The 19,051-nt window shown below is 37.4% G+C and carries 19 protein-coding genes; 4 read left to right on the forward strand and 15 right to left on the reverse strand.

Translation table 11 applies throughout. From position 1 onward, the window contains the following. Positions 1-42 precede the first annotated feature (42 nt). The 6 genes from ACR1PO_RS18805 to ACR1PO_RS18830 all read right to left on the reverse strand — a co-directional run bounded on the left by ACR1PO_RS18805 (position 43) and on the right by ACR1PO_RS18830 (position 4,111). The gene (locus ACR1PO_RS18805) at positions 43-576 is read right to left on the reverse strand and encodes a type 1 glutamine amidotransferase domain-containing protein (RefSeq protein WP_332387418.1); all 534 of its coding nucleotides are present in this window, start codon (positions 574-576) and stop codon (positions 43-45) included. 98 nt (positions 577-674) lie between these two features. Further along, positions 675-1,127 (reverse strand): PA2169 family four-helix-bundle protein, encoded by a 453-nt coding sequence (locus tag ACR1PO_RS18810; RefSeq protein WP_433987777.1) that lies wholly within the window; start codon positions 1,125-1,127, stop codon positions 675-677. A gap of 232 nt (positions 1,128-1,359) precedes the next feature. Then, entirely contained in the window at positions 1,360-1,530 is a 171-nt protein-coding gene (locus ACR1PO_RS18815; RefSeq protein ID WP_433987778.1) for a lmo0937 family membrane protein, read from the reverse strand. Between the two features lie 43 nt (positions 1,531-1,573). Continuing rightward, entirely contained in the window at positions 1,574-1,894 is a 321-nt protein-coding gene (locus tag ACR1PO_RS18820) for a hypothetical protein (RefSeq protein WP_433987779.1), read from the reverse strand. 371 nt (positions 1,895-2,265) lie between these two features. Beyond that, complete coding sequence (locus tag ACR1PO_RS18825) at positions 2,266-3,120, reverse strand: GLPGLI family protein (RefSeq protein WP_433987780.1); 855 nt, start codon at positions 3,118-3,120, stop codon at positions 2,266-2,268. A gap of 199 nt (positions 3,121-3,319) precedes the next feature. Further along, complete coding sequence (locus tag ACR1PO_RS18830; protein ID WP_332387413.1) at positions 3,320-4,111, reverse strand: PhzF family phenazine biosynthesis protein; 792 nt, start codon at positions 4,109-4,111, stop codon at positions 3,320-3,322. Positions 4,112-4,781: 670 nt separating this feature from the next. Here ACR1PO_RS18830 and ACR1PO_RS18835 point away from each other — a divergent pair. Both ACR1PO_RS18835 and ACR1PO_RS18840 read left to right on the forward strand, forming a co-directional pair. Then, a complete protein-coding gene (locus ACR1PO_RS18835) occupies positions 4,782-6,383 on the forward strand; it encodes a tail fiber domain-containing protein (RefSeq protein WP_332387412.1) in 1,602 nt (533 codons plus the stop codon). 368 nt (positions 6,384-6,751) lie between these two features. Continuing rightward, the gene (locus ACR1PO_RS18840; RefSeq protein WP_433987781.1) at positions 6,752-8,044 is read left to right on the forward strand and encodes a hypothetical protein; all 1,293 of its coding nucleotides are present in this window, start codon (positions 6,752-6,754) and stop codon (positions 8,042-8,044) included. A 116-nt stretch (positions 8,045-8,160) separates the two neighbouring features. Here ACR1PO_RS18840 and ACR1PO_RS18845 read toward each other — a convergent pair whose 3' ends face one another. From ACR1PO_RS18845 to ACR1PO_RS18885, 9 genes are all read right to left on the reverse strand, one after another. Continuing rightward, the gene (locus ACR1PO_RS18845; RefSeq protein WP_433987782.1) at positions 8,161-8,658 is read right to left on the reverse strand and encodes a nuclear transport factor 2 family protein; all 498 of its coding nucleotides are present in this window, start codon (positions 8,656-8,658) and stop codon (positions 8,161-8,163) included. An 11-nt stretch (positions 8,659-8,669) separates the two neighbouring features. Then, complete coding sequence (locus tag ACR1PO_RS18850; protein WP_433987783.1) at positions 8,670-9,344, reverse strand: NADPH-dependent F420 reductase; 675 nt, start codon at positions 9,342-9,344, stop codon at positions 8,670-8,672. Between the two features lie 113 nt (positions 9,345-9,457). Next, positions 9,458-10,033: a Crp/Fnr family transcriptional regulator gene (locus ACR1PO_RS18855; RefSeq protein ID WP_433987784.1), complete on the reverse strand. Its 576-nt coding sequence runs from the start codon at positions 10,031-10,033 to the stop codon at positions 9,458-9,460. Between the two features lie 87 nt (positions 10,034-10,120). Further along, positions 10,121-10,732, reverse strand: coding sequence for an arsenate-mycothiol transferase ArsC (locus ACR1PO_RS18860; protein ID WP_433987785.1), 612 nt, complete (start codon positions 10,730-10,732; stop codon positions 10,121-10,123). 19 nt (positions 10,733-10,751) lie between these two features. Beyond that, on the reverse strand, positions 10,752-11,225 hold the full coding sequence (locus tag ACR1PO_RS18865) for a DUF6428 family protein (protein ID WP_433987786.1): 474 nt from the start codon (positions 11,223-11,225) through the stop codon (positions 10,752-10,754). Positions 11,226-11,306: 81 nt separating this feature from the next. After that, positions 11,307-11,636 (reverse strand): ArsR/SmtB family transcription factor, encoded by a 330-nt coding sequence (locus ACR1PO_RS18870; protein ID WP_374464708.1) that lies wholly within the window; start codon positions 11,634-11,636, stop codon positions 11,307-11,309. 151 nt (positions 11,637-11,787) lie between these two features. Continuing rightward, complete coding sequence (locus ACR1PO_RS18875; protein ID WP_332387406.1) at positions 11,788-12,732, reverse strand: 3',5'-cyclic-nucleotide phosphodiesterase; 945 nt, start codon at positions 12,730-12,732, stop codon at positions 11,788-11,790. A 144-nt stretch (positions 12,733-12,876) separates the two neighbouring features. Then, positions 12,877-14,331 carry a sigma 54-interacting transcriptional regulator gene (locus ACR1PO_RS18880; RefSeq protein WP_332387405.1) on the reverse strand — a complete coding sequence of 485 codons (1,455 nt, stop codon included), beginning with the start codon at positions 14,329-14,331 and terminating at the stop codon, positions 12,877-12,879. Between the two features lie 61 nt (positions 14,332-14,392). Further along, positions 14,393-15,532: a vWA domain-containing protein gene (locus tag ACR1PO_RS18885; RefSeq protein ID WP_433987787.1), complete on the reverse strand. Its 1,140-nt coding sequence runs from the start codon at positions 15,530-15,532 to the stop codon at positions 14,393-14,395. Between the two features lie 694 nt (positions 15,533-16,226). Here ACR1PO_RS18885 and ACR1PO_RS18890 point away from each other — a divergent pair. Together ACR1PO_RS18890 and ACR1PO_RS18895 are read left to right on the forward strand one after the other, a co-directional pair. Continuing rightward, complete coding sequence (locus tag ACR1PO_RS18890; protein WP_433987788.1) at positions 16,227-17,933, forward strand: sensor histidine kinase; 1,707 nt, start codon at positions 16,227-16,229, stop codon at positions 17,931-17,933. Continuing rightward, positions 17,911-18,564 carry a response regulator gene (locus ACR1PO_RS18895; RefSeq protein ID WP_433987789.1) on the forward strand — a complete coding sequence of 218 codons (654 nt, stop codon included), beginning with the start codon at positions 17,911-17,913 and terminating at the stop codon, positions 18,562-18,564. The genes ACR1PO_RS18890 and ACR1PO_RS18895 overlap by 23 nt, the downstream gene beginning before the upstream one ends. Positions 18,565-19,051: the final 487 nt, after the last annotated feature.

Below are 19,051 nucleotides of genomic sequence, written 5' to 3' on the forward strand. Positions count from 1 at the left end.
ATCCTTCTTTATTTACGTTTTATGATGTACTGTCTCCTGAATTTAGTGCTTTCCCTCATTAATTTCCTCTACAAGCTTCGAGTTGAAAGCAGGAAGATCTTTGGGAGTCCGGCTGGTGACAAGCCCGGAATCTACAACCACTTCACGATCTTCCCAATGGGCTCCTGCATTTTTCAAATCCTGACTGATGGAATGAACTGAAGTTAAATTTCTGTCTTCAACAACGCCGGCATTGATGAGAACCTGAGGCCCGTGGCAGATGGCACCTACAGGTTTATGCTGGGCAAAAAATTCTTTCACGAAGGAAATGGCCTTTTCATTGGTCCGCAACTGATCGGGATTAATAACACCTCCCGGCAGCACCAATGCATCATAATCTGCGGCTTGTACCTGATCTAAATTTTTATCTACAGGATACTCTTTACCCCAGTTCTTTTCTGCCCAGGCTTTAATGCTTCCGCTTTCAGGGCTTACAATGTGTGTGGTCCATCCCTGTTGTTCCAGATATTCTTTAGGGGAGCTCAGCTCACTCTCTTCAAAGCCATGAGTGGCCAGTATTGCAATCTTTTTTGACATAATTTTATTTTTTTTTGTTGATAAAGCAGTGGCTCAACCACCTGTAAAACCGCTGACAGCCACTATAAGAAGCTCCGCTTTCAGATGCGGGCATGATTTTATTTCTTTAAATCCTCAAGATTCTCAAATTTATCATGAGAAGCTTTCAGCTGGTGAAGCTGATCAAGCACTACACGGGAGCTTTCCGGGCATAGATCACCACTGTCTAAGGCATCCTGATAGGCATCAATAGCAGCACTTTCCCCATACACAACATTTCCGAGTGTAGCATCGGCTGTATCTCCTGCAAAAGAATTTTTTACATCAATCCAGGCTCTGTGGATGGCTCCTGCAGCAGAACCAGACTGATCCGGTGTACCCCCTCTTTCTGTAATAAGATCGGTAAGCTCATTTTTCATGGTATACGATTGTGATACCATCTTGTCATAATCTGCACGCAACAGTGGATATTGCTCCCATACCTTATCCTCAACTTTAGAAAATCCTTGAATTCTGTCGTTTGTAATGTTCAGTAAATCGTTTAATACTGACACTGTTTTTTCGTTGTTCATATTGTATATTTTTTAAAATGGTAGTATAAACTTTACAAGTGCCGTGCCTTAAACAGCCTGTTTGGTGAGATGTGGTACTTAAAGAAATCTTAAATTTTTAATAGAAATAAAAAGAAAAGCCCGGGAATTTCCGGACTTTGGGTTAAATTATTGAAATAAAATTTTTATAATTGTTTAAAACGATGACTAAAAAATGATATACTTAAGGAAGTAACTATCATTTTAGCTTATCTTAATTAAGAGGTTTTCTCCCTGTAAAAAGATTAATCAAAACAACGATGATGGCAATCACCAAAAGCGTATGAATTAAATTTCCTGTATCCATACCCGGAATAATTCCGAGCATTCCTAAAAGCCATACGGCGATGCAGATTACTGCAACAAGCCATAATAAATTTCTCATAATATTATTTTTTGTGGTTAGTGTGATGTAATGGTGTTCAGCTCTATTGATGCCTTAAGCCTTTGTGGTGGTAGATCGGATTTTTCTGATTGGTTTTGTAATTCAGATGAATACCGTTATCTGCTTTTTCATAATTCATATTGCCGGCTTTAAGGTCATCATGCAATTCCGGAACATTATAATGAAACTCTTTACCGTTCTTATAAAGTTTGTTGTCATACGTACGGTAAATCTGATCCTCTTTATAAGTGTTTCCGTCGGGAGCGAGGTATAACTTTTTCTTTTGGTTCTTTTTTCGCAGGCCCAGATAAAGCAAAGAGCTTCCTGCCGCTAAGGCCATTGCTATTTTTACTGTATTGTTCATATGATATCTGTTTTGTTCAAATAATTACAATTTTTTTGCCATTACATGAAATGTGGTATTTATTTCTTCCTTTGTATTTTGATTTAGCCTGAATTTCTATGTTGTAGTACGAGGGTTATCATAAAAGCAATTCAACCAGATAAAAACTCCCGGTGGATTTCCTAAACCTGAATATGCTATAATTACGGAATAATATTTCTTCTGTAGAAAACAAGTAAACCTACCGGATTCCGATAGGTTTTTGTTATGCAGAAACGATAATCTGTTTCAAATCTATATGTTTTTAGTAACCTTTTGAATGCTTAAAGGATTGAATTTACTGAATTGTGTAATCTTTCGTGTCTGCTTCTGACAAAAATCGAATACCGGAATTATTTATACAAATCCTTTTCTATAAAATTATTAAATCGTTTCAGGAACTCTTTTGCACGTGTTTCTTTGTTCCTTATTAACTCTTGTTTGCTCAGGGGATTTCCTGTATTTGAATCAAATAATATTGTTTCTGACATTCCGGAAGTACTATGCATGAGTTTGATATTTTTAGCAGGATCTTGTATGTATTCATTCCAAAGCTTGTTGAATTTTTCCTTTGTCACGAATATTTCTGCTGTTTTTGAGTCTATAAGTGAAAACCCGTTGTTAAGCTTCATGCTTCCAAGCAATTTAAAAATATGGGTAGCCTCTTCATCTTCAATCTGTAAGATCAGGCCTGGCAAACCACAAAATTTATAAGGTCCGTCCTGTATCTGGATATCATTCGCGAACCAGGCAGTCCAGTTTCTTCCGCCGAAATGCGTGGTGGCTTTCTGAGCTTTAAAACCTTCGATATTCTTTGTTTCAGGAAGAACTGTCCAATTCATTTTATTCAGTTCTTTTACTGCAACATTGCTGGCGTTAAGTGAAGTGTGGTATATTGTTGTCAGATCAGGATATGTTTTGGAAATCCTGAAATTGACTTTCGGGTGTCTGATCTTTCTAAAATCAATGGTAACGGAATTTGAAGCCTTTCCTTTTTCAACTTCAGCATTGACAAGAGAATCACGCGTAATCAGCAATGCACTGTAAAAACAGGAGCCTTCTTTGGTGATATCAAGATTCATGATTTCCTTTTCTACTTTATCCTTGTTTAACGTATCCATCTTAAATGAATATTCGTAGACAAATCTTTGATTTTGAGAAAACAAAATTCCGGAGATAAAAAGGAAAAGAGGAATGAAGATTTTCATTTTTAAAACTAACAGATGGTTATTAATATCGTTCAAATATAACAATGTTTCCGGAAACTGCTGTTTGGATATCTTTAAACTAACTCAATAAATTGCAGCTCCAAAAGATTACCGGTAAAATCAGCAAAAGCCCTGGATCGGATGTCCAAGGCTTTTTATTATATCTGAGCGCTGTCGCTTTACAGATAAGATGATTTTATTATTCAATCCACAGGTGGCCCACAGAATAAGTTTTGGCTTTTCCTGCCACAATGACTCTTTCATTGTTATTTTCACAAAAGAGCTGGCCTCCTCTTTCAGACAGCTGCCGGGCAAAAAGCTTATCTTTTCCCAGTTTTGCTGCCCAGAAGGGGATGAGCGAGCAGTGTGCAGAGCCGGTTACCGGATCTTCAAGAATGGTTGACTGGGGGGTAAAGTATCTTGATACAAAATCACAATCGGTTCCAGCTGATGTTACCACGACACCGCCCGGATCCAGATTGATAAGGTCAAAAACAGATCTTTCAATTTTGATATTTTTTATGTCTTCCTCAGAATCATATACCAGCACGTAGTCTCTTGATTGAAATACCTCCTTAGGCTGTATATTCAGAGATCTCGTTATGATATCCGGAAGTGAGGCCGGCTCAGGCATTCTGGAAGGGAAATCCATATAGTAAACTCCATCTTTTACATGTACTGTTAGATCGCCGCTTTTGGTATCAAAAATTATAGTATTGTTTGGATAATTTAATATAGAAATCAGGCAATGGGCCGTGGCAAGGGTAGCATGTCCGCACAAATCCATCTCTACTTCCGGGGTAAACCATCTCAGCTGAATGGTATTATTTCCGTTATCGATAAAGAAAGCGGTTTCCGCTACAGCATTTTCACGGGCTATTTTTAAAAGTAATTCATCGGGTAACCAGTTTTCCAGGGGGACAACACATGCAGGATTTCCATGAAAGATATCTTCTGTAAAAGAATCTATCTGATATAATTCTAACTTCATTATAATAAATATTTCGTTCCGTATAAAGGTAATCTATTTCCGGGAAAAAGCCTCCGGTCAGCAGTGTTTTCTCAATAAAGCTGTTTAAAATTTACCCAGCCACAAAAGTCACACAAAGTTTCATTTAAAACACCTTGGTTCACCTAATTAAGTTTAAAATGATTTCGGAGAAAAGTTCACATAAGATGAAAAAGCAAAGAGTTTTGCAAAACTTACATGTACTTATTATGCATAAAGTTTGTCTCTGAAAAAACTTAAGTGTTTAAAACTTTTGTGCCTTTTGTGGTTAGAATAATGAACAATCTCAAATATTATGAATAGATCAGGAATGGATATTTTGGGATTCAAATCTTGTTATATAAAATAGTAATGATGTATTCCCTGTTTAATTTGTAATAATTTTTCCACATGCAGGTGGATATTTTCGTACAGGTGTTTTTTCGGAAAAGGTTCAGGAAAATTTAGCTTTGTACTATCAAAAACAGAAAACAATGAAAAAATATGACCATGATTTTCTTCATTTAAATCTTTCAGAAAGAGGTTATTCCAATTTTATTCTGTTGACAAAGCCAGGCAATGTATGAAACTTTATCCTAACTGATCCGGGATCAGATCTCCAAGGCTTTCATACGATTTCTTCACTTCATTAAAAACTCATAATTATATAAGAATGTTTAAAAACTTTACTACATTATCAGTAGCGGCAGCCTTGCTTTCATACAGCATTATGTCAGCGCAAAGTGTGGGAATCAACACAGCCCAGCCTGGATCAACCCTTGACGTTAACGGCTCTCTGGCTGCAAAGTACAGCGCAGTCACCTCTACGGCTTATGCCATGACCTCCGGAGATTTTCATATCTCGTATAACGGAACAGCCAATGCCGTTTTTACATTGCCAGCGGCGATAACGGGTACAGGTAATTTCAAAGGCCGTATGTATACCATTAAGAATAACACGTCTTTTACCGTTACAGTAAATCCTGCAGCTACAGAAACCATTAATGGTAATGCCAGCGTTGCTGTAGGTCCTGACCAAAGTTTGCAGCTGATCAGTACCGGCCTTACAGGGGCGGCTTCCACATGGGAAATATCCGGAAACAATTCTGCAGCTGTAACGGCAAGTAACGGCCTTAGTACTGTGGGTAATGATGTGAGACTTGGTGGTACACTTTTGCAGAATACAGCAATTGATTATGCAGATAAGGCTTTATATTTCAGAAGTAATGTTGACGGTTTCGGACTTACAGCAATCAGTAACAGCAATCCGGGAACCAATGCTGCAGCGCTGTTGCAGTTTACCAATGATACAGGCAGTTCTCTGAACATGTTCCTGAACTCTTCTACAAAAACTACGGACGGTGGTGCCAATGCATCAACAGTGAATAGTGTGGGAGGCCCTTTAACTGTTGCCGGTAATAATAATGTGGCACAGTTAAGGCTAAGCCAGCTGAGTGGTGGTGATTATCTTTATAATGGTAACAGAAGGCTCAACTTCAACGGAGATGGAGATATTACAGCCTTTGGTGCTGCCGGAAATGCCGTTAATGCCTACAACGGTCTTCTTACTTTAAAAGGGAACAGCAACAGTGCTGCATTTTCTCAGATGACGTTGGGGAGTACAGGTCTTAGATATTATTATGGCAATAATACAAACAGCATGCTTGACATCGATGGTAATGGGGATATCAATATGAACAGGCCGGAAACAGGAGGTGTTGGTGGAAATAAAGTTGCCGCTACAAAAGGGCATCTTGATTTAAGCGGATATAATACACTGAATGGTTCCGTTACCCAGATCTATCTTGGTGCAGAAGGATTCAAATACAGCTACAATGGCAGTACTAAAGTGACTATTGACGGCAACGGACTGGTGAGTGCCGCAGGAGGCTTTGTCAATACTTCAGATATGCGTCTGAAAACTCAGATTAAAGATATCGGATATGGACTAAACACCATCATGGCATTGCAGCCGAAACAATACGAACTGTCAGCCAATAACCAGATCAAAAATGGGAAACCGGCTGTAGATCCAGGCCAGAAAACGCAGCATAAAATCGGATTCCTGGCACAGGATCTTTATAAAGTAGTTCCTGAAGCGGTTTATAAACCAAAAGATGACACAAAAGAGGCCTGGGCTGTTGATTATGCTTCGCTTGTTCCTGCACTTACAAAAGCTATTCAGGAGCAGCAGGCTGAAATAGAGCTGCAAAAAGATAAGATTAAAAAGCTGGAAACAGAAATGGATGCCATCAAAAAGAAACTGGGGCTGTGATTAATTACAATAATCCTGGAATTATTATTTTATTGATTCGATTCTAAGAACACAAACGTCATATTCCTATTTAAAGAGAACGAATTTTAGTGAAAACAGCCCTCGGTTTTTATTAAAAACAATTCCGGACGTTCCTGAATTTTAGATTTTTTCTGATATGTTGCAAAAAACCTGCGATCTGCAGGTTTTTTTATTTGAATTTGTAGAATCAGAAAAATTCCTTACTCAGAAAAGGCATATGAAATAATAAAGAGTAGGTGGGCTTTTACTCCTGGTTAAAATTCATTATATTGGCAATTCCAAAAGTATTTAATAAGTATTTTTGGTATGTATTTACTATTCAGTGATAAAACCACAAGAATCTGACCATGAAGCAGACTTTTCTTACATCTTTCTTTTTTTTGTTTATATTGGGTGTAAAAGCACAAAAGCAATCTATTTCCCCTGATACAATTTCTATTTTTTTCGATGAGCTAAAAACCGCTTCAGCGAAGAATATCACGCTTTGGGACAAAGATTTATATGGCCCCACAATTTTAATAGATCCGAAGACCAGAGAAGTTTTTTCCAACGAGCAAGATGCAGAAGGAATTCTGAAACAAAACGGAAATATTTTTTCCGGAATTCTGCCTCCTGACATTAACATTGCCAATACAGCTGTTAACTGGAGTGGAAAAAAATGGGCGATGATCATGCTTCCTCTTTCTCAAAACCGGCAAAACAGAATCAATCTGCTGGCCCATGAATCATTTCACAGGATCCAGCCTTCATTAGGATTTACGCTCAATAATGTGGAGAATAATCATCTTGATCAAAAAGACGGGAGAATTTATCTGCGGTTAGAGTTGGAGGCACTGAAACAGGCAGTCCGCTCATCTTCAGAAAAAGAATTAAAGCAGCATCTCACCAGTGCATTTACGTTTAGAAAATACAGGAATACACTTTATAACGGTTCAGAGGCTGCAGAAAATTTGCTGGAACTGAACGAAGGAATTGCCGAGTTTACAGGGCTTGTTGTGAGCGGCAGAAATAAAGAGGACGCAAGGTCATCTCTTTTGAACGGGATAGATGATTTTATGAAAAACCCCACCTTTGTACGATCATTTGCTTATCATACGACTCCTGTTTATGGATATCTGTTGTATAATAAAGATAAAGGCTGGAACAAAAAAATTGATGCAAAAACAGATCTGACCGGTTATTTCATTAAAGCATTCAAGATTACAATTCCGGCTGATCTGCAGAAAGCAGTTGAGGAATTATATGATGATTATAATGGTAAAACAATTATTAAAGAAGAAGCAGAAAGAGAAGAACGGACTAAAAAGCTTATTGCAGAATATAAGCTGAAATTTATTCAACAGCCTCATTTTGAGATCAGATTTGAGAAGATGAATGTTTCGTTTGATCCAAGAAATATTGTCCCGCTGGAAGATAAAGGTACCGTATATCCCAATATCAGGGTTACAGATTTATGGGGCATCCTGACAGTAGAAAACGGGGCATTAATGAGCCCTGATTGGGATAAAATTTCAATATCAAATCCGGTGAAAACTGAAAATAAAAAAATATCCGGGGATGGCTGGATCCTTGAACTGTCTGACGGCTACACCATAAGTAAGGATAAGGACAGTGGAAATTATAAACTGGTCAAGAATTGATACCAATCGATAAAAAGCTCCTGAAATCAGATATTTCAGGAGCTTTTTTATGGGAAAATAAATATGACTTAAAACTTAAAATTATTATATAATTAAGAGTTTACAGGCATTCCTGATTATTTGGGTTGATTGAACATATACCGTGAAATCTTCCAGGCACCATTTTCATTTTTCATCAGGAAGAACTCTCTGTTAAGCTCTTCAGTTTTTTGGCCATTGGCATGTATTAATTGCGTTCCGTTTGATTGTGTACGGACAAATGCGGTATTATCGTCAAGTGTTACGATTTCTTCGATTTTAAAATTTACATTAAGTTGAATTGCCTGGAATATGTTTTTATAGGCCGTTGTAAGTTCTGATGTTCCGGAAGCAGTTGGCAGTCCGGCTGGCATAAAAATTCCGTCCGAGGTATACTGGCCAGCTGCCTGTTCTACACTTGATTGGTTCAGAGCATCAAAGTAAATATGTAATGACTTTTCTATTCCTGTCTTTGTTGTTGGGTTTTCCATTGCTGTTGAATTTAGAATTGCAGAATTGTCTTTTTTTTGCTTTATATCTTTCTGGCAGGCTGTTACACTGAATAGCAATACTGCCGTTATGATAACTGTTTTCATAATAGCTGGTTTTATTCTTTGTGCTGATTAAGAGCATTTTTAGCCTCTTTAATGGATATAGGTTTACCCAATCTGCCAAACTCATGAAGGTCACCAAATACCTCAATACGGATAGACTGGCTGATACTGCCTATGTGTAAAGGTTCAAAACCACTGTCAATGATGAGTTCTTCAATAGCTTTATTACTGTTAATACTGTCTGAAGCATAGAAAAGAACTTTTCTTTCAGGCTCTGAAAATGCAGATCCCGACAAGGAGGCGGCTCCTAATGTTCCGAAAGCTTTAATGAAATGCACCTCTTTAGGTATTAAAGATGAAAGTATCTGGCCGGCTGAGGTGTCTTTATCAATAATCTTTTTAAACCCCCCGTTCCCATCCGGTGCAATAGGGTTTGAGACATCCACAATGATCTTTCCTTTCAGCTCTTCGGCATACTGTTTTAAAAATTCTTTAATCTTATCAAAATAAATTGCCGGAATAACCACATCTGCATGATGGATGGCAGCAGATATTTCCTCTGCATCGGCAAGTTCACCCAGCTCTCCTGCAAAACCTTTTGCTTTTTCGATTTCTCTTGACGATACGATAACCGGATGACCGCCTTTTATAAGATTGGCAGCAATAGTTTTACCTATGTTTCCTAAGCCTATAACGGCAACTTTTGTTGTTGAATTGTTTGTGTTCATTACTCTGTTTTAAATTGTTTGTCAATATCGACATTACAAAGTTGCAATGAACTACTATTTGCCGCCTATAAGGTATCTTAAGAAATACCCTTAATCTAGTTTAAGGGTATAAGTTATTTTTTAAACCTGTCATTCTTTATTTTGCTCAGAAATTCGGCAGTAACTCCCAGATATGAAGCAATTTGTGTATTGGGTAACCTGTTGGCCAGATGAGGATACTGGCTGATGAAGCTTTCATATCTGTCCAGGGCAGTTGTGCTAAACGTTTGAAGCAGCCGGTCCTGAAGTTCAATATATTTATTTTCAATGATGACTCGAAAGTTTCTGTCAAATTTTGGATAATTGGTATACAGATACCACAAATCTCCTTTGGAAATCTGCAGAACCACTGATGGCTCAATTGCTTCGATAAACAATTTGGAAGGGATTTCCTTGTGCAGGCTGCCAATGTCTGAAATCCAGTCATCTTCAGCCGCAAAAACAAGATTGTGCTCCACACCTTTATCATCTACACCATACATTTTGAAGCACCCGCTTTGTACATACGTGAAATACTTACATACATCCCCTTCCTGCAAAAGAAACTGTCTGCGTTTAATTTTCCGTTCCGTTACGCGGTCTTTCAAAGCCTGTATTTCTTCGTTATTAAGGGGTAGGTACTTTTTAAAATGATTGATAATATTTTCCAAAATGATGGTTGTTATAGGTATTCAAATATACAAAATGGGAATAGTATACCTATGATAAAGAATTTGATCTCAATGATACCTGCATGATTATTTTTTGATTTTTGAAAACACATAGAATATTTCTTCAGCAATCTGTAAACTTCTTTCAGCATACACTGCTGTTTGATCTGGAGTATTGTCTGAGATTTTTGGATCTTCAAATGTAATGGGGATTCTTTTTTCGGCACCAGGAATAAAGGGGCATTCGCCATCTGCCTGTGAACATGTCATTATCGCAGCAAAACCGGATACAGGATTGAACAGGCTGTCGTATTTCTTTGAAAAACCAATTATTGGAAGACTGTTATCATCATATTTTACAGCATATACAGGGTTGGTTGTATCAGAAACACTGAAAACTGTAAACCCCTGATCGGTTAAAGTTGCCGCAATCTTAGGGAATAATGCCGTTGTTTCCGTTCCTCCGGAATAGCAATGAACTTCCGGAATCGCAAAGAAAGAAGCAGCTGTCTGTGCCCAGATCTGTGCCAGATGACTCCGTCGTGAATTGTGGGTGCAGATAAAATTCAGGTTGACTTCCTTTCTATCATCCACTTTCTGCTGGATAAAGCTGATTAGTGGCTCCAGAACCTCTTTTCTGTCAGTATCTGTCTTTTCCCATTTCAGAGATTGAACCGTATTTAATAATTCCTGATACATAAGTTTCTAATAAAATTAATTAGCAGCATCCTGATCCCGGAGTGCAGGCCGATGTTGGGTTTACAGACAGTTCAGACAGGTTTTTCTTTTGTTTTTCAGACGGGATTCCACAAGCTTCCTGTGCAAGGCATGCTGTAGTTTTATTTTTAAGGATAAAATTTCTCCCGTTGAATTCCAAATCATATTTACCGATGGTTTCACCCTGATATTCCACTTCAATTTCCGAATCTTCTATACCTAATTTTTCTTCTGAAAGCTGTATAATGTGAAGCAGTTTTTCCGGCTTAAGACGGTGTTCGTAGTCATTGGCATTCCATAGCTGAAAGTTTACTGCTTTTTCACTCCGGATCACACCTCCGCAATCGATGAATTTTTTTATAATCTGACCGATCTCCGTTACATGGAAATGTTCAGGTACAAAAGTTCCATTTTCCAATTGAAATTCAACACTTTTGAGAGTAGGTAGAATTTCTTTAATTTCTGATAATTTCATAATAGGTATTTTTAGAGATTAAATGTATTGATTTTATAATTATATATTGCAATATTACGATGTTGAAGTGTGAAAAAATGCTTAACAGCATTGCTTTATTGTGACATCCTGATTAAAGAACAGATTAAATTCATTTTGAAATTTTTTCCAGGTGCTTTCATTAATGCAATAGCATACGGATTTCCCTTCAATGGAACCTTTGATAATATCAATGTTCTTTAATTCCTTTAAATGTTGTGAGATAGTAGCCTGTGCCAGTCCAAGTTCTTCAACGAGATCATTACAAATACATGCTTTCTGATTGATGATGTATTGTAAGATGGCTATCCTTGCCGGATGCCCCAAAACTTTTAGAAGCGAAGCCAGCTTATTCTGTTCTTGCGTGTAAATGTCAGTTTTAGTAACTCCCATTATTCTTATTTTATATTGCAATATTACGATGTTAAATTCGTAAAACAATGAAAGAAAGATTTTAATTTTAAAAAAATTATTTTAACTGATTGAATTTCAGGTTGTAAAAATAAAGATGAAGCATATTGCCGCTTCATCTTTCAATTGGTTCTTATGGCAAACTTATCTTTTTACCCTGTTCAGGGAAGATATAGTTTATTTTTAAAGGATTGTTCTGTAATAATTCTTTTTTAATAAGTTCGGGATTATCTCCGGTAGGTTTTCTATGAGTAACCACAATGCTGAGGTTCTCAAGGCTGTTTTGTCCTGTCTTTTCTTTCAGTTTGCTCAGTTCCTCTATCAGTAGGTTAGGAGTAAGGTGCCCAAAGAGCAGATGCTCCGGCTGGCTGTTAGGAAAAGAAACTTCAATTAATATGGTGTTTAACTGTCTTTTTTTAACAAGAGGAGCTATAGTCTTCCATAGGTTGTCAAGGCGGTCAGACTTTTCGATACGGTCAGCACCGGTATCTCCCAGATAAAGAAGGTAGTGATCATCTCTTCTTACCAGTGCAGCACTGCTTTTGTAAGGGTTCACATGGCTTAATTCGTAGCCTGTTATAAAAAACGGTGTTTTAGGTGCCGGAATTTCGGTTCCTTCCTGAAGCTCATTGTAATGATACTTTCCAAGGATTGGTTTCTGACCCTGATCGGCAAAATTAATCCAGGTATCTGTAATGAAATAATGATTCTGCAAAATCTGAATTACCGGAGGTATAGCGAAAATATCTTTTTTAGAATCAGCCGGGGAATTGATGATAAGACCTGACAGGTGATCAAGGTGACCATGCGAGACGAAATATCCTTTTATCTGATCCTTCAGAACTGTTTCTGTAGTTCCGTCAAGGCTTTTCAATTGAATGGCTTTCCGGATGCCTGCATTGACAGTACCGGCATCAAGGCAAAGAAATGCATTATCTTTAGGTGCACCTACCAGATAAGCTGATAAATTATCTTCCTGCTCCCCACCATATATCCCTAAGGGAATCACATCAAAATTCTGTGCCTGACAAACAATATTCAGAAGAAGGGCCAATAAAGAAACTGCTGTTTTTTTCATAATCATAAAACTGGAAAACCATCTTTTTGAGATGGACGGGGCAAATTTACGGTATTTTTTGATGAATAACTTTCAATTTTGTGAACAAAAAAAACCTTCAGGCTCAGGCTGAAGGTTTTATTTTAAATGTGTCAAATATTTATTTTAATTGCGTAAAAACTGACCGATTCCGGGAGAATCAAATGTGAAAGTATTCTGGCTTTCAGATTTGTCAATTTTATTGCTGATGGTTAGTGCCCACAGCACAAGCTCTTTACAGAAATTCCGGTCTTCAGCACTCAGTTCGGAAGTATTTTCTTCAACAACGGTTACCAAAGGTTCTATTTTATCAAGTTTAGCATAGAATTCTTCATCCGTATCATTGTAATTAAGTTCCAGGTGATTTTTATTGAACCATCTGATCAGATCTGTGTACGGCGTTTTGATTCCTTCTTTTTCCAGTTTGGAAATACGCGGGAATATGCTTTCAAACTGTGTCATCACAGCTTTGTCGATCAGCATTTTGGCTACATAATCTGCACCTTCCTGTTCACCTTCATACACGAGTTCAATTTTTCCCGTAATAGATGGGATAATTGACATGAAATCAAGCAGGCGGACGGTAGTTCTCTCTTCACCGGATTCAATCAGCCGTAATTTGGCTGCTGCGACTAAATTTTCCATAGCACTGATTGTCAGACGGGCACTGACACCGCTTTTTGCATCTACATATTCACTGATACGGGCTGCAAAAGCAACTTCCTCCAAAAGGTCTTTAGCCAGATCTGGAATTTGTATCTGTGCTTTATCTTGTGCAGAAATCAATGCCTCCTGTTCCGTAATCTGACGGGCAAGGGCAATTGTTTTTGGATAATGGGTGAAAATCTGGGATCCGATTCTGTCTTTCAGCGGAGTTACAATACTTCCTCTGTTGGTATAGTCTTCCGGATTGGCTGTGAATACAAACTGAATATCAAGAGGCATTCTCAGCTGGAAACCACGGATCTGTATATCTCCTTCCTGTAAAATATTAAACAGAGAAACCTGGATTCTTGCCTGTAGATCCGGAAGCTCATTTAAAACAAAGATAGAACGGTTGGCACGTGGAATCATTCCGTAATGTAAAACACGTTCATCAGAATAGGGGAGTTTTAAAGTAGCTGCTTTTATAGGGTCTATATCTCCGATTAAATCGGCAACATTTACATCCGGGGTGGCCAGCTTTTCATAAAAACGGTGAGAGCGGTGTACCCAGGAAATCGGAGTGTCATCGCCAAGTTCTTCAATAAGATCCCTGGCATATTTTGAAATCGGATGGAATGGGCTGTCATTGATTTCTGATCCTTTTACAACAGGCATATATTCATCAAGCAGGTTGACCATACTTCTTGCTATTCTTGTTTTTGCCTGTCCGCGCAGTCCAAGCAGATTGATGTGGTGGCTGGCAAGAATTGCTTTTTTCAATTGGGGAACAACAGTATCTTCATACCCCCAAAGACCTTCAAATACGGGCTCTTTAGCTTTAATCCTGGCAATCAGGTTGGCCTGGATCTCCTCATTAATTGTTTTATGGGTGTAACCGGAGTCTTTTAATTCTTTGAATGTAATATCGTTTTTCATTGTCTTGTAATACTAATTATCTGGTAAGATTTTATGGTAATGTTTTAAGGGAATTCTGCTTTTATATTCTTCTTATTCTGTTTTTCTCATAATCTTCAAAAATCATTTGTCCTAAGCCTGAAAGTCCTGTCAGAAAAGCTTTTCCTTTATTCTGAGCGGTAAATTCTTCTACAAACTGACGGAGATAAGGGTCCTGCGCAATCATGAAGGTTGTGATAGGAATTTTGAGTTTTCTGGCCTGTGCCGCTCTGTTGAGGCATTGGTTAACAATCCTTTCATCCAACCCAAAACTATTCATATAAAACTCTCCGCTGGGCAGCTGTATACAGCTGGGCTTACCGTCGGTGATCATAAAAATCTGTTTGTTGGTATTTCTTTTTCTGCGCAGAATATCCATGGCCAGCTCCAGACCAGCTACCGTATTGGTATGATAAGGTCCTACTTTCAGGTAGGGAAGGTCTTTGATCTTGATGGGCCAGGCTTCGTTCCCGAATACTATAATATCGATGGAATCTTTAGGGTATTTACGCTTAATCAGCTCCACAAGTGCCATGGCTACTTTTTTGGCCGGAGTAATGCGGTCTTCACCATATAAAATCATGGAGTGGCTGATATCGATCATCAGGACAGTACTCATCTGAGCCTTATGTTTGGTTTCCTCTACGATGAGGTCATCTTCAGTCAGGTGAAGATCTGAGATGCCGTTATTGATCTGGGCATTTTTTAAGCTTTCAGTCATGTTCACTGCTGCCAGGTCATCTCCATACTGATACGATCGGTTTTCGCCGTCGCGTTCATCTCCGATTCCTGTTTTGCTGGTGCGGTGATTTCCGGCTCCGGTTTTCTTCAGTTTTCCGAAAATCTGATCCAGGGCATATTCCCGAAGGGCTGCCTCCAGTTTGGGGGTTAATATATTTTTACCTTTTCCGCTTCCTGTATTTCCCTCTTCTGGATCTTCTTCCCTGATATAGCCTCTTTTTTTCAGATCTTCTTCAAAATCCTGAAGGGTATATTCATCACTGAAAATATCATATTCCTGGTCAAGCATATCAAGCCACTCGAAAGCTTCTTCGATGTCTCCGGAAGTGTGGGTAAGCAAATCTTTGAACACATCAAAGACCCGGTCAAAATGCGATAATTCCTCCGGCACATGTTTGCTGAATATAAAGCCTCTCTGAGGATTAAAATTTTTGTCTGTCATAAGATGATAAAGCTGTTTTGCTGTTATTGGTTTGAATATCCCGGATAGCCGAATGAATTGTCCGGGATATTCTTTGTTTCGTTTCAAACTGAAAAGTTAGGAAAATATCATCTCAGGATTTCATCAGAAAAATAGAAAATACTAATGATGGTGATATGGATAAGAATATAATTTGAATGAATAAAGGTAATGATTAGAAATCTTAAGAAGGCCGGATACCAATTAAAATTCTGATATGGATGACCGCCGGAAAGAATATTCTATAAATAAAGATATTCAATTCAAACCTGAAGCCCGCATACGGCTTCTCCATTTGATTAATGATCTTTTATTTTTCATACGTTGCCGATTAGATATTGTTCATCAGATAAAATAAATCAACAGATTTAGAATATTTTATAGAGCCTCTAACTTTTGCAATTGATCTAAAAAAACAGATTTACGTAAATAAAACTGAATGTCTGTAAGACGTTTTAATAGCAAAAAAAATTAAATTCCCGGGGTTTTATCAAATATTCATTATTATAAGAAGACAAAAATTACTTTAACTTTGCCAATTGAATGATATACCGGTATTATGAAATTATTGAAAATAATGGTATATTGTTAAAGGCTAATACCTCATGAACTTATGTAGTCAGGAAATTAATTTAACTGATAAACAAATATGAAATATAAATTCTTAAATTTTAAATTGAGAAAACTTGTTCATTACTCATTGATCCTTTGTATTCTGCTGATACAGGTCATTATCGCCATATTTTTCTATAACGAATTTGTCAACGGGAAAAAGCTTAAGTTTATTAAAGATCAGCTGGAAGAAAGCCGTGCCCTGGGTGGGTTGACAGATCATTCAAGGAAAGATTTCCTGGATGCCCAGGAGCATCTTCAGAAATATATGGCGACTCAGGATAATAAAGAGCTGCAGCTGTATTTCCAGTCTTTGAGAAAGCTGAAATTGAATTTTGACAAAATAGGGGAATATGAAAATACCAGCCCGGGACTGAAAAAAATGCTGGCCCTTCACCGCCGGGATACAGTGAAAGCTGCAAAACTGAAAACACTAATAGATTCAGTGTACCAGACTTCCCTGAACCCGCCTGCCAATATTGAAGATAAGCAGTATGTACCTGCCAAGTATAAAAATGATTTTGAAGATTTCAAAATTCAAACCCGTACTTATGCCGATACCGTTAAAAAGAAAGGCTTTTTCGGACGTTTAAAAGATGCTGTAACAGGAAAGGTGGATGTACAGAAGGAAAGTACGGTAATTACGATGACCAACAACAAAACGCTGGATCTTTCCCAGGTAAAATCCAAAATGGACAATACTTTAAAGTCTATGGATAAACATTATGCTGCCGAAGTGAAAAAAGTACAGCTCCTGGCAGCCCGGAATCAGAAAAACAGCTTACAGTTTTACAGCAATTTCAGTAAGCTGCTGGTGTATAGCAACGGGCTGATAGAGGTGTATGAAAATGCAATCAATGATTTTAAAGCCCAGCTGGAAAAAGAGTATAACGAGCAGAGCTCAAACAATAACAGGATAAGGACTTATCTGGTATTGGGACTGATGATTCTGATGTTTATTGTATCTATCCTGATCATGTATTTTACACGAGTAGCATTTATCTATGAACAAAAACTTAATGCTGCCAATAAAGAGATTAAAAAGAATCTTAATTTCAAAAACAGGATTCTTGGAATGCTGAGCCATGATCTGCGGTCACCATTAAAAATCATCAATATTTTCATTGATAAAATTCACAGAACCACAAAGGATGAAACGATCAGGGATTATCTTAAATCAATCAAGTTTACGAACAGTACTTTGCTTCTGCAGTCTAATCAGATCCTGGAATACACCAAAAATGAAAATGCTGAAAAAGAACTTATAAAATCAGTTTTCAACCTTAAAGATGAGGTCAGTTCTATCGTAAAGGTAATTACACCTTATCTGGAAACCAGGAACAACAGATTTGTGGTCACGGACAGAATTCCTGAAAATATAATGGTATATTCGGATAATATCAGAATCAATCAGATTTTTATGAATATTCTCGGAAATGCCAACAAGTTTACGGAAAACGGTCAGATTGATCTTGTAATGGCTACAGAACCTGCCGGCGAAAATAAAATCACCCTGATTACAACAGTAGGAGATACCGGAGTGGGAATATCAGAATCTGATCTTGGTAAAATTTTTGATCCGTATTATCAGGGAATAGTATCTGATGAAGTGGATAATCTGGGAGCAGGGCTTGGCCTTAACCTGGTAAAAGAAATTGTAGAGCTTTTCGATGGTGATATATCGGTTGAAAGTAAACTGCACAAAGGAACGAAAGTGACATTCAGGATCAATTTAAATAGTAATAATAATGGAAACATCAATTCAAAATAAAGAGATTATATTCCTGCTGGCAGATGATCACAGCATTGTGCGCCAGGGAATGGAAATTGTTATCAGTGATATTGTTCCTAACGCGAAGGTATATCAGACTTCTTCTTTACATCAGGTATTGGAACTGGTTGAATCAAAAGGAATAGAGATGGCAATTATTGATGCTCATTTCCCGGACGGAAACAGTCTTCATATTCTTCCTCAGATGAAAAGTGTAAATCCTGATATGAAAATTTTAATTTTTACGGGACTTGAAGAGGATCTGCACGGACTTAAATTTATCAAAGCCGGCGCTAATGGTTACCTGAGCAAACTGAGTGAAGAAGAAGAGGTAAGGGAGGCTCTGACAACCTTTATCGAGAAGGGAGAATATTTTTCTGATCTTTTACGAAATCTTCTGGTACAGTTTGTTTACAATCCGGATCTTATAAGCCCTCTCAGCATTTTAACCAAAAGAGAACTGCAGATTGCAGAACTTTATGCTGAAGGATATGGAAACCTGGAAATATCAAACAGTCTGAATATCAAACAAAATACAGTAAGCACAATTAAAAAAAATATTTTTGAAAAATTAAAGATCGAAAATATGGTTGAGCTTGTTGACCTTATCAAAACCCATCATAAGCTGTAGTTTTTTAAGAAAGTTCATCACTTCATTGTATCAGGATATTATATTTTATCGATAAATATCTATAAATCGATCGATATGTATCGATGAGGTTTATAGAGGATTTTATTTTATAAAGTTGTTCCTTTGTAATGTGAAATTTAAATAATGAAAAAAGCAAATGAGAATTGCTTCCAATTATTGGAATTTCATACACAAAAAACAAATGATGATTTATAACTATACAAATAATAAACGGTAGTTATAAAAACACAAATGATGAAAATTAATAACACAACGATGAAATTAAAGAAGTGTATGAATAACCTTAAGCGGACTTCTTAAAAAACCAAATGATCAAAAAAAAACACAAACACATATAGTGAGGTTCAGTTGATAGGTTACAGTACAAAAACAAAGAGGAGGCAGTCAGCCTCCTTTTTTGTTTTTTGGATGGAAAATCTTTTAAAAATACTGATAAAATAGCAACGAATAGGGTTTTTATCAAATG

It is taken from the genome of Chryseobacterium amylolyticum, assembly GCF_051011775.1.
Classification (GTDB): domain Bacteria; phylum Bacteroidota; class Bacteroidia; order Flavobacteriales; family Weeksellaceae; genus Chryseobacterium.

Bases quoted from the DNA above. Each gene is read 5' to 3' on its own strand.
- ACR1PO_RS18805 (WP_332387418.1), bottom strand. From the start codon at position 576: ATGTCAAAAAAGATTGCAATACTGGCCACTCATGGCTTTGAAGAGAGT.
- ACR1PO_RS18810 (WP_433987777.1), bottom strand. From the start codon at position 1,127: ATGAACAACGAAAAAACAGTGTCAGTATTAAACGATTTACTGAACATT.
- ACR1PO_RS18815 (WP_433987778.1), bottom strand. From the start codon at position 1,530: ATGAGAAATTTATTATGGCTTGTTGCAGTAATCTGCATCGCCGTATGG.
- ACR1PO_RS18820 (WP_433987779.1), bottom strand. From the start codon at position 1,894: ATGAACAATACAGTAAAAATAGCAATGGCCTTAGCGGCAGGAAGCTCT.
- ACR1PO_RS18825 (WP_433987780.1), bottom strand. From the start codon at position 3,120: ATGAAAATCTTCATTCCTCTTTTCCTTTTTATCTCCGGAATTTTGTTT.
- ACR1PO_RS18830 (WP_332387413.1), bottom strand. From the start codon at position 4,111: ATGAAGTTAGAATTATATCAGATAGATTCTTTTACAGAAGATATCTTT.
- ACR1PO_RS18835 (WP_332387412.1), top strand. From the start codon at position 4,782: ATGTTTAAAAACTTTACTACATTATCAGTAGCGGCAGCCTTGCTTTCA.
- ACR1PO_RS18840 (WP_433987781.1), top strand. From the start codon at position 6,752: ATGAAGCAGACTTTTCTTACATCTTTCTTTTTTTTGTTTATATTGGGT.
- ACR1PO_RS18845 (WP_433987782.1), bottom strand. From the start codon at position 8,658: ATGAAAACAGTTATCATAACGGCAGTATTGCTATTCAGTGTAACAGCC.
- ACR1PO_RS18850 (WP_433987783.1), bottom strand. From the start codon at position 9,344: ATGAACACAAACAATTCAACAACAAAAGTTGCCGTTATAGGCTTAGGA.
- ACR1PO_RS18860 (WP_433987785.1), bottom strand. From the start codon at position 10,732: ATGTATCAGGAATTATTAAATACGGTTCAATCTCTGAAATGGGAAAAG.
- ACR1PO_RS18865 (WP_433987786.1), bottom strand. From the start codon at position 11,225: ATGAAATTATCAGAAATTAAAGAAATTCTACCTACTCTCAAAAGTGTT.
- ACR1PO_RS18870 (WP_374464708.1), bottom strand. From the start codon at position 11,636: ATGGGAGTTACTAAAACTGACATTTACACGCAAGAACAGAATAAGCTG.
- ACR1PO_RS18875 (WP_332387406.1), bottom strand. From the start codon at position 12,732: ATGAAAAAAACAGCAGTTTCTTTATTGGCCCTTCTTCTGAATATTGTT.
- ACR1PO_RS18880 (WP_332387405.1), bottom strand. From the start codon at position 14,331: ATGAAAAACGATATTACATTCAAAGAATTAAAAGACTCCGGTTACACC.
- ACR1PO_RS18885 (WP_433987787.1), bottom strand. From the start codon at position 15,532: ATGACAGACAAAAATTTTAATCCTCAGAGAGGCTTTATATTCAGCAAA.
- ACR1PO_RS18895 (WP_433987789.1), top strand. From the start codon at position 17,911: ATGGAAACATCAATTCAAAATAAAGAGATTATATTCCTGCTGGCAGAT.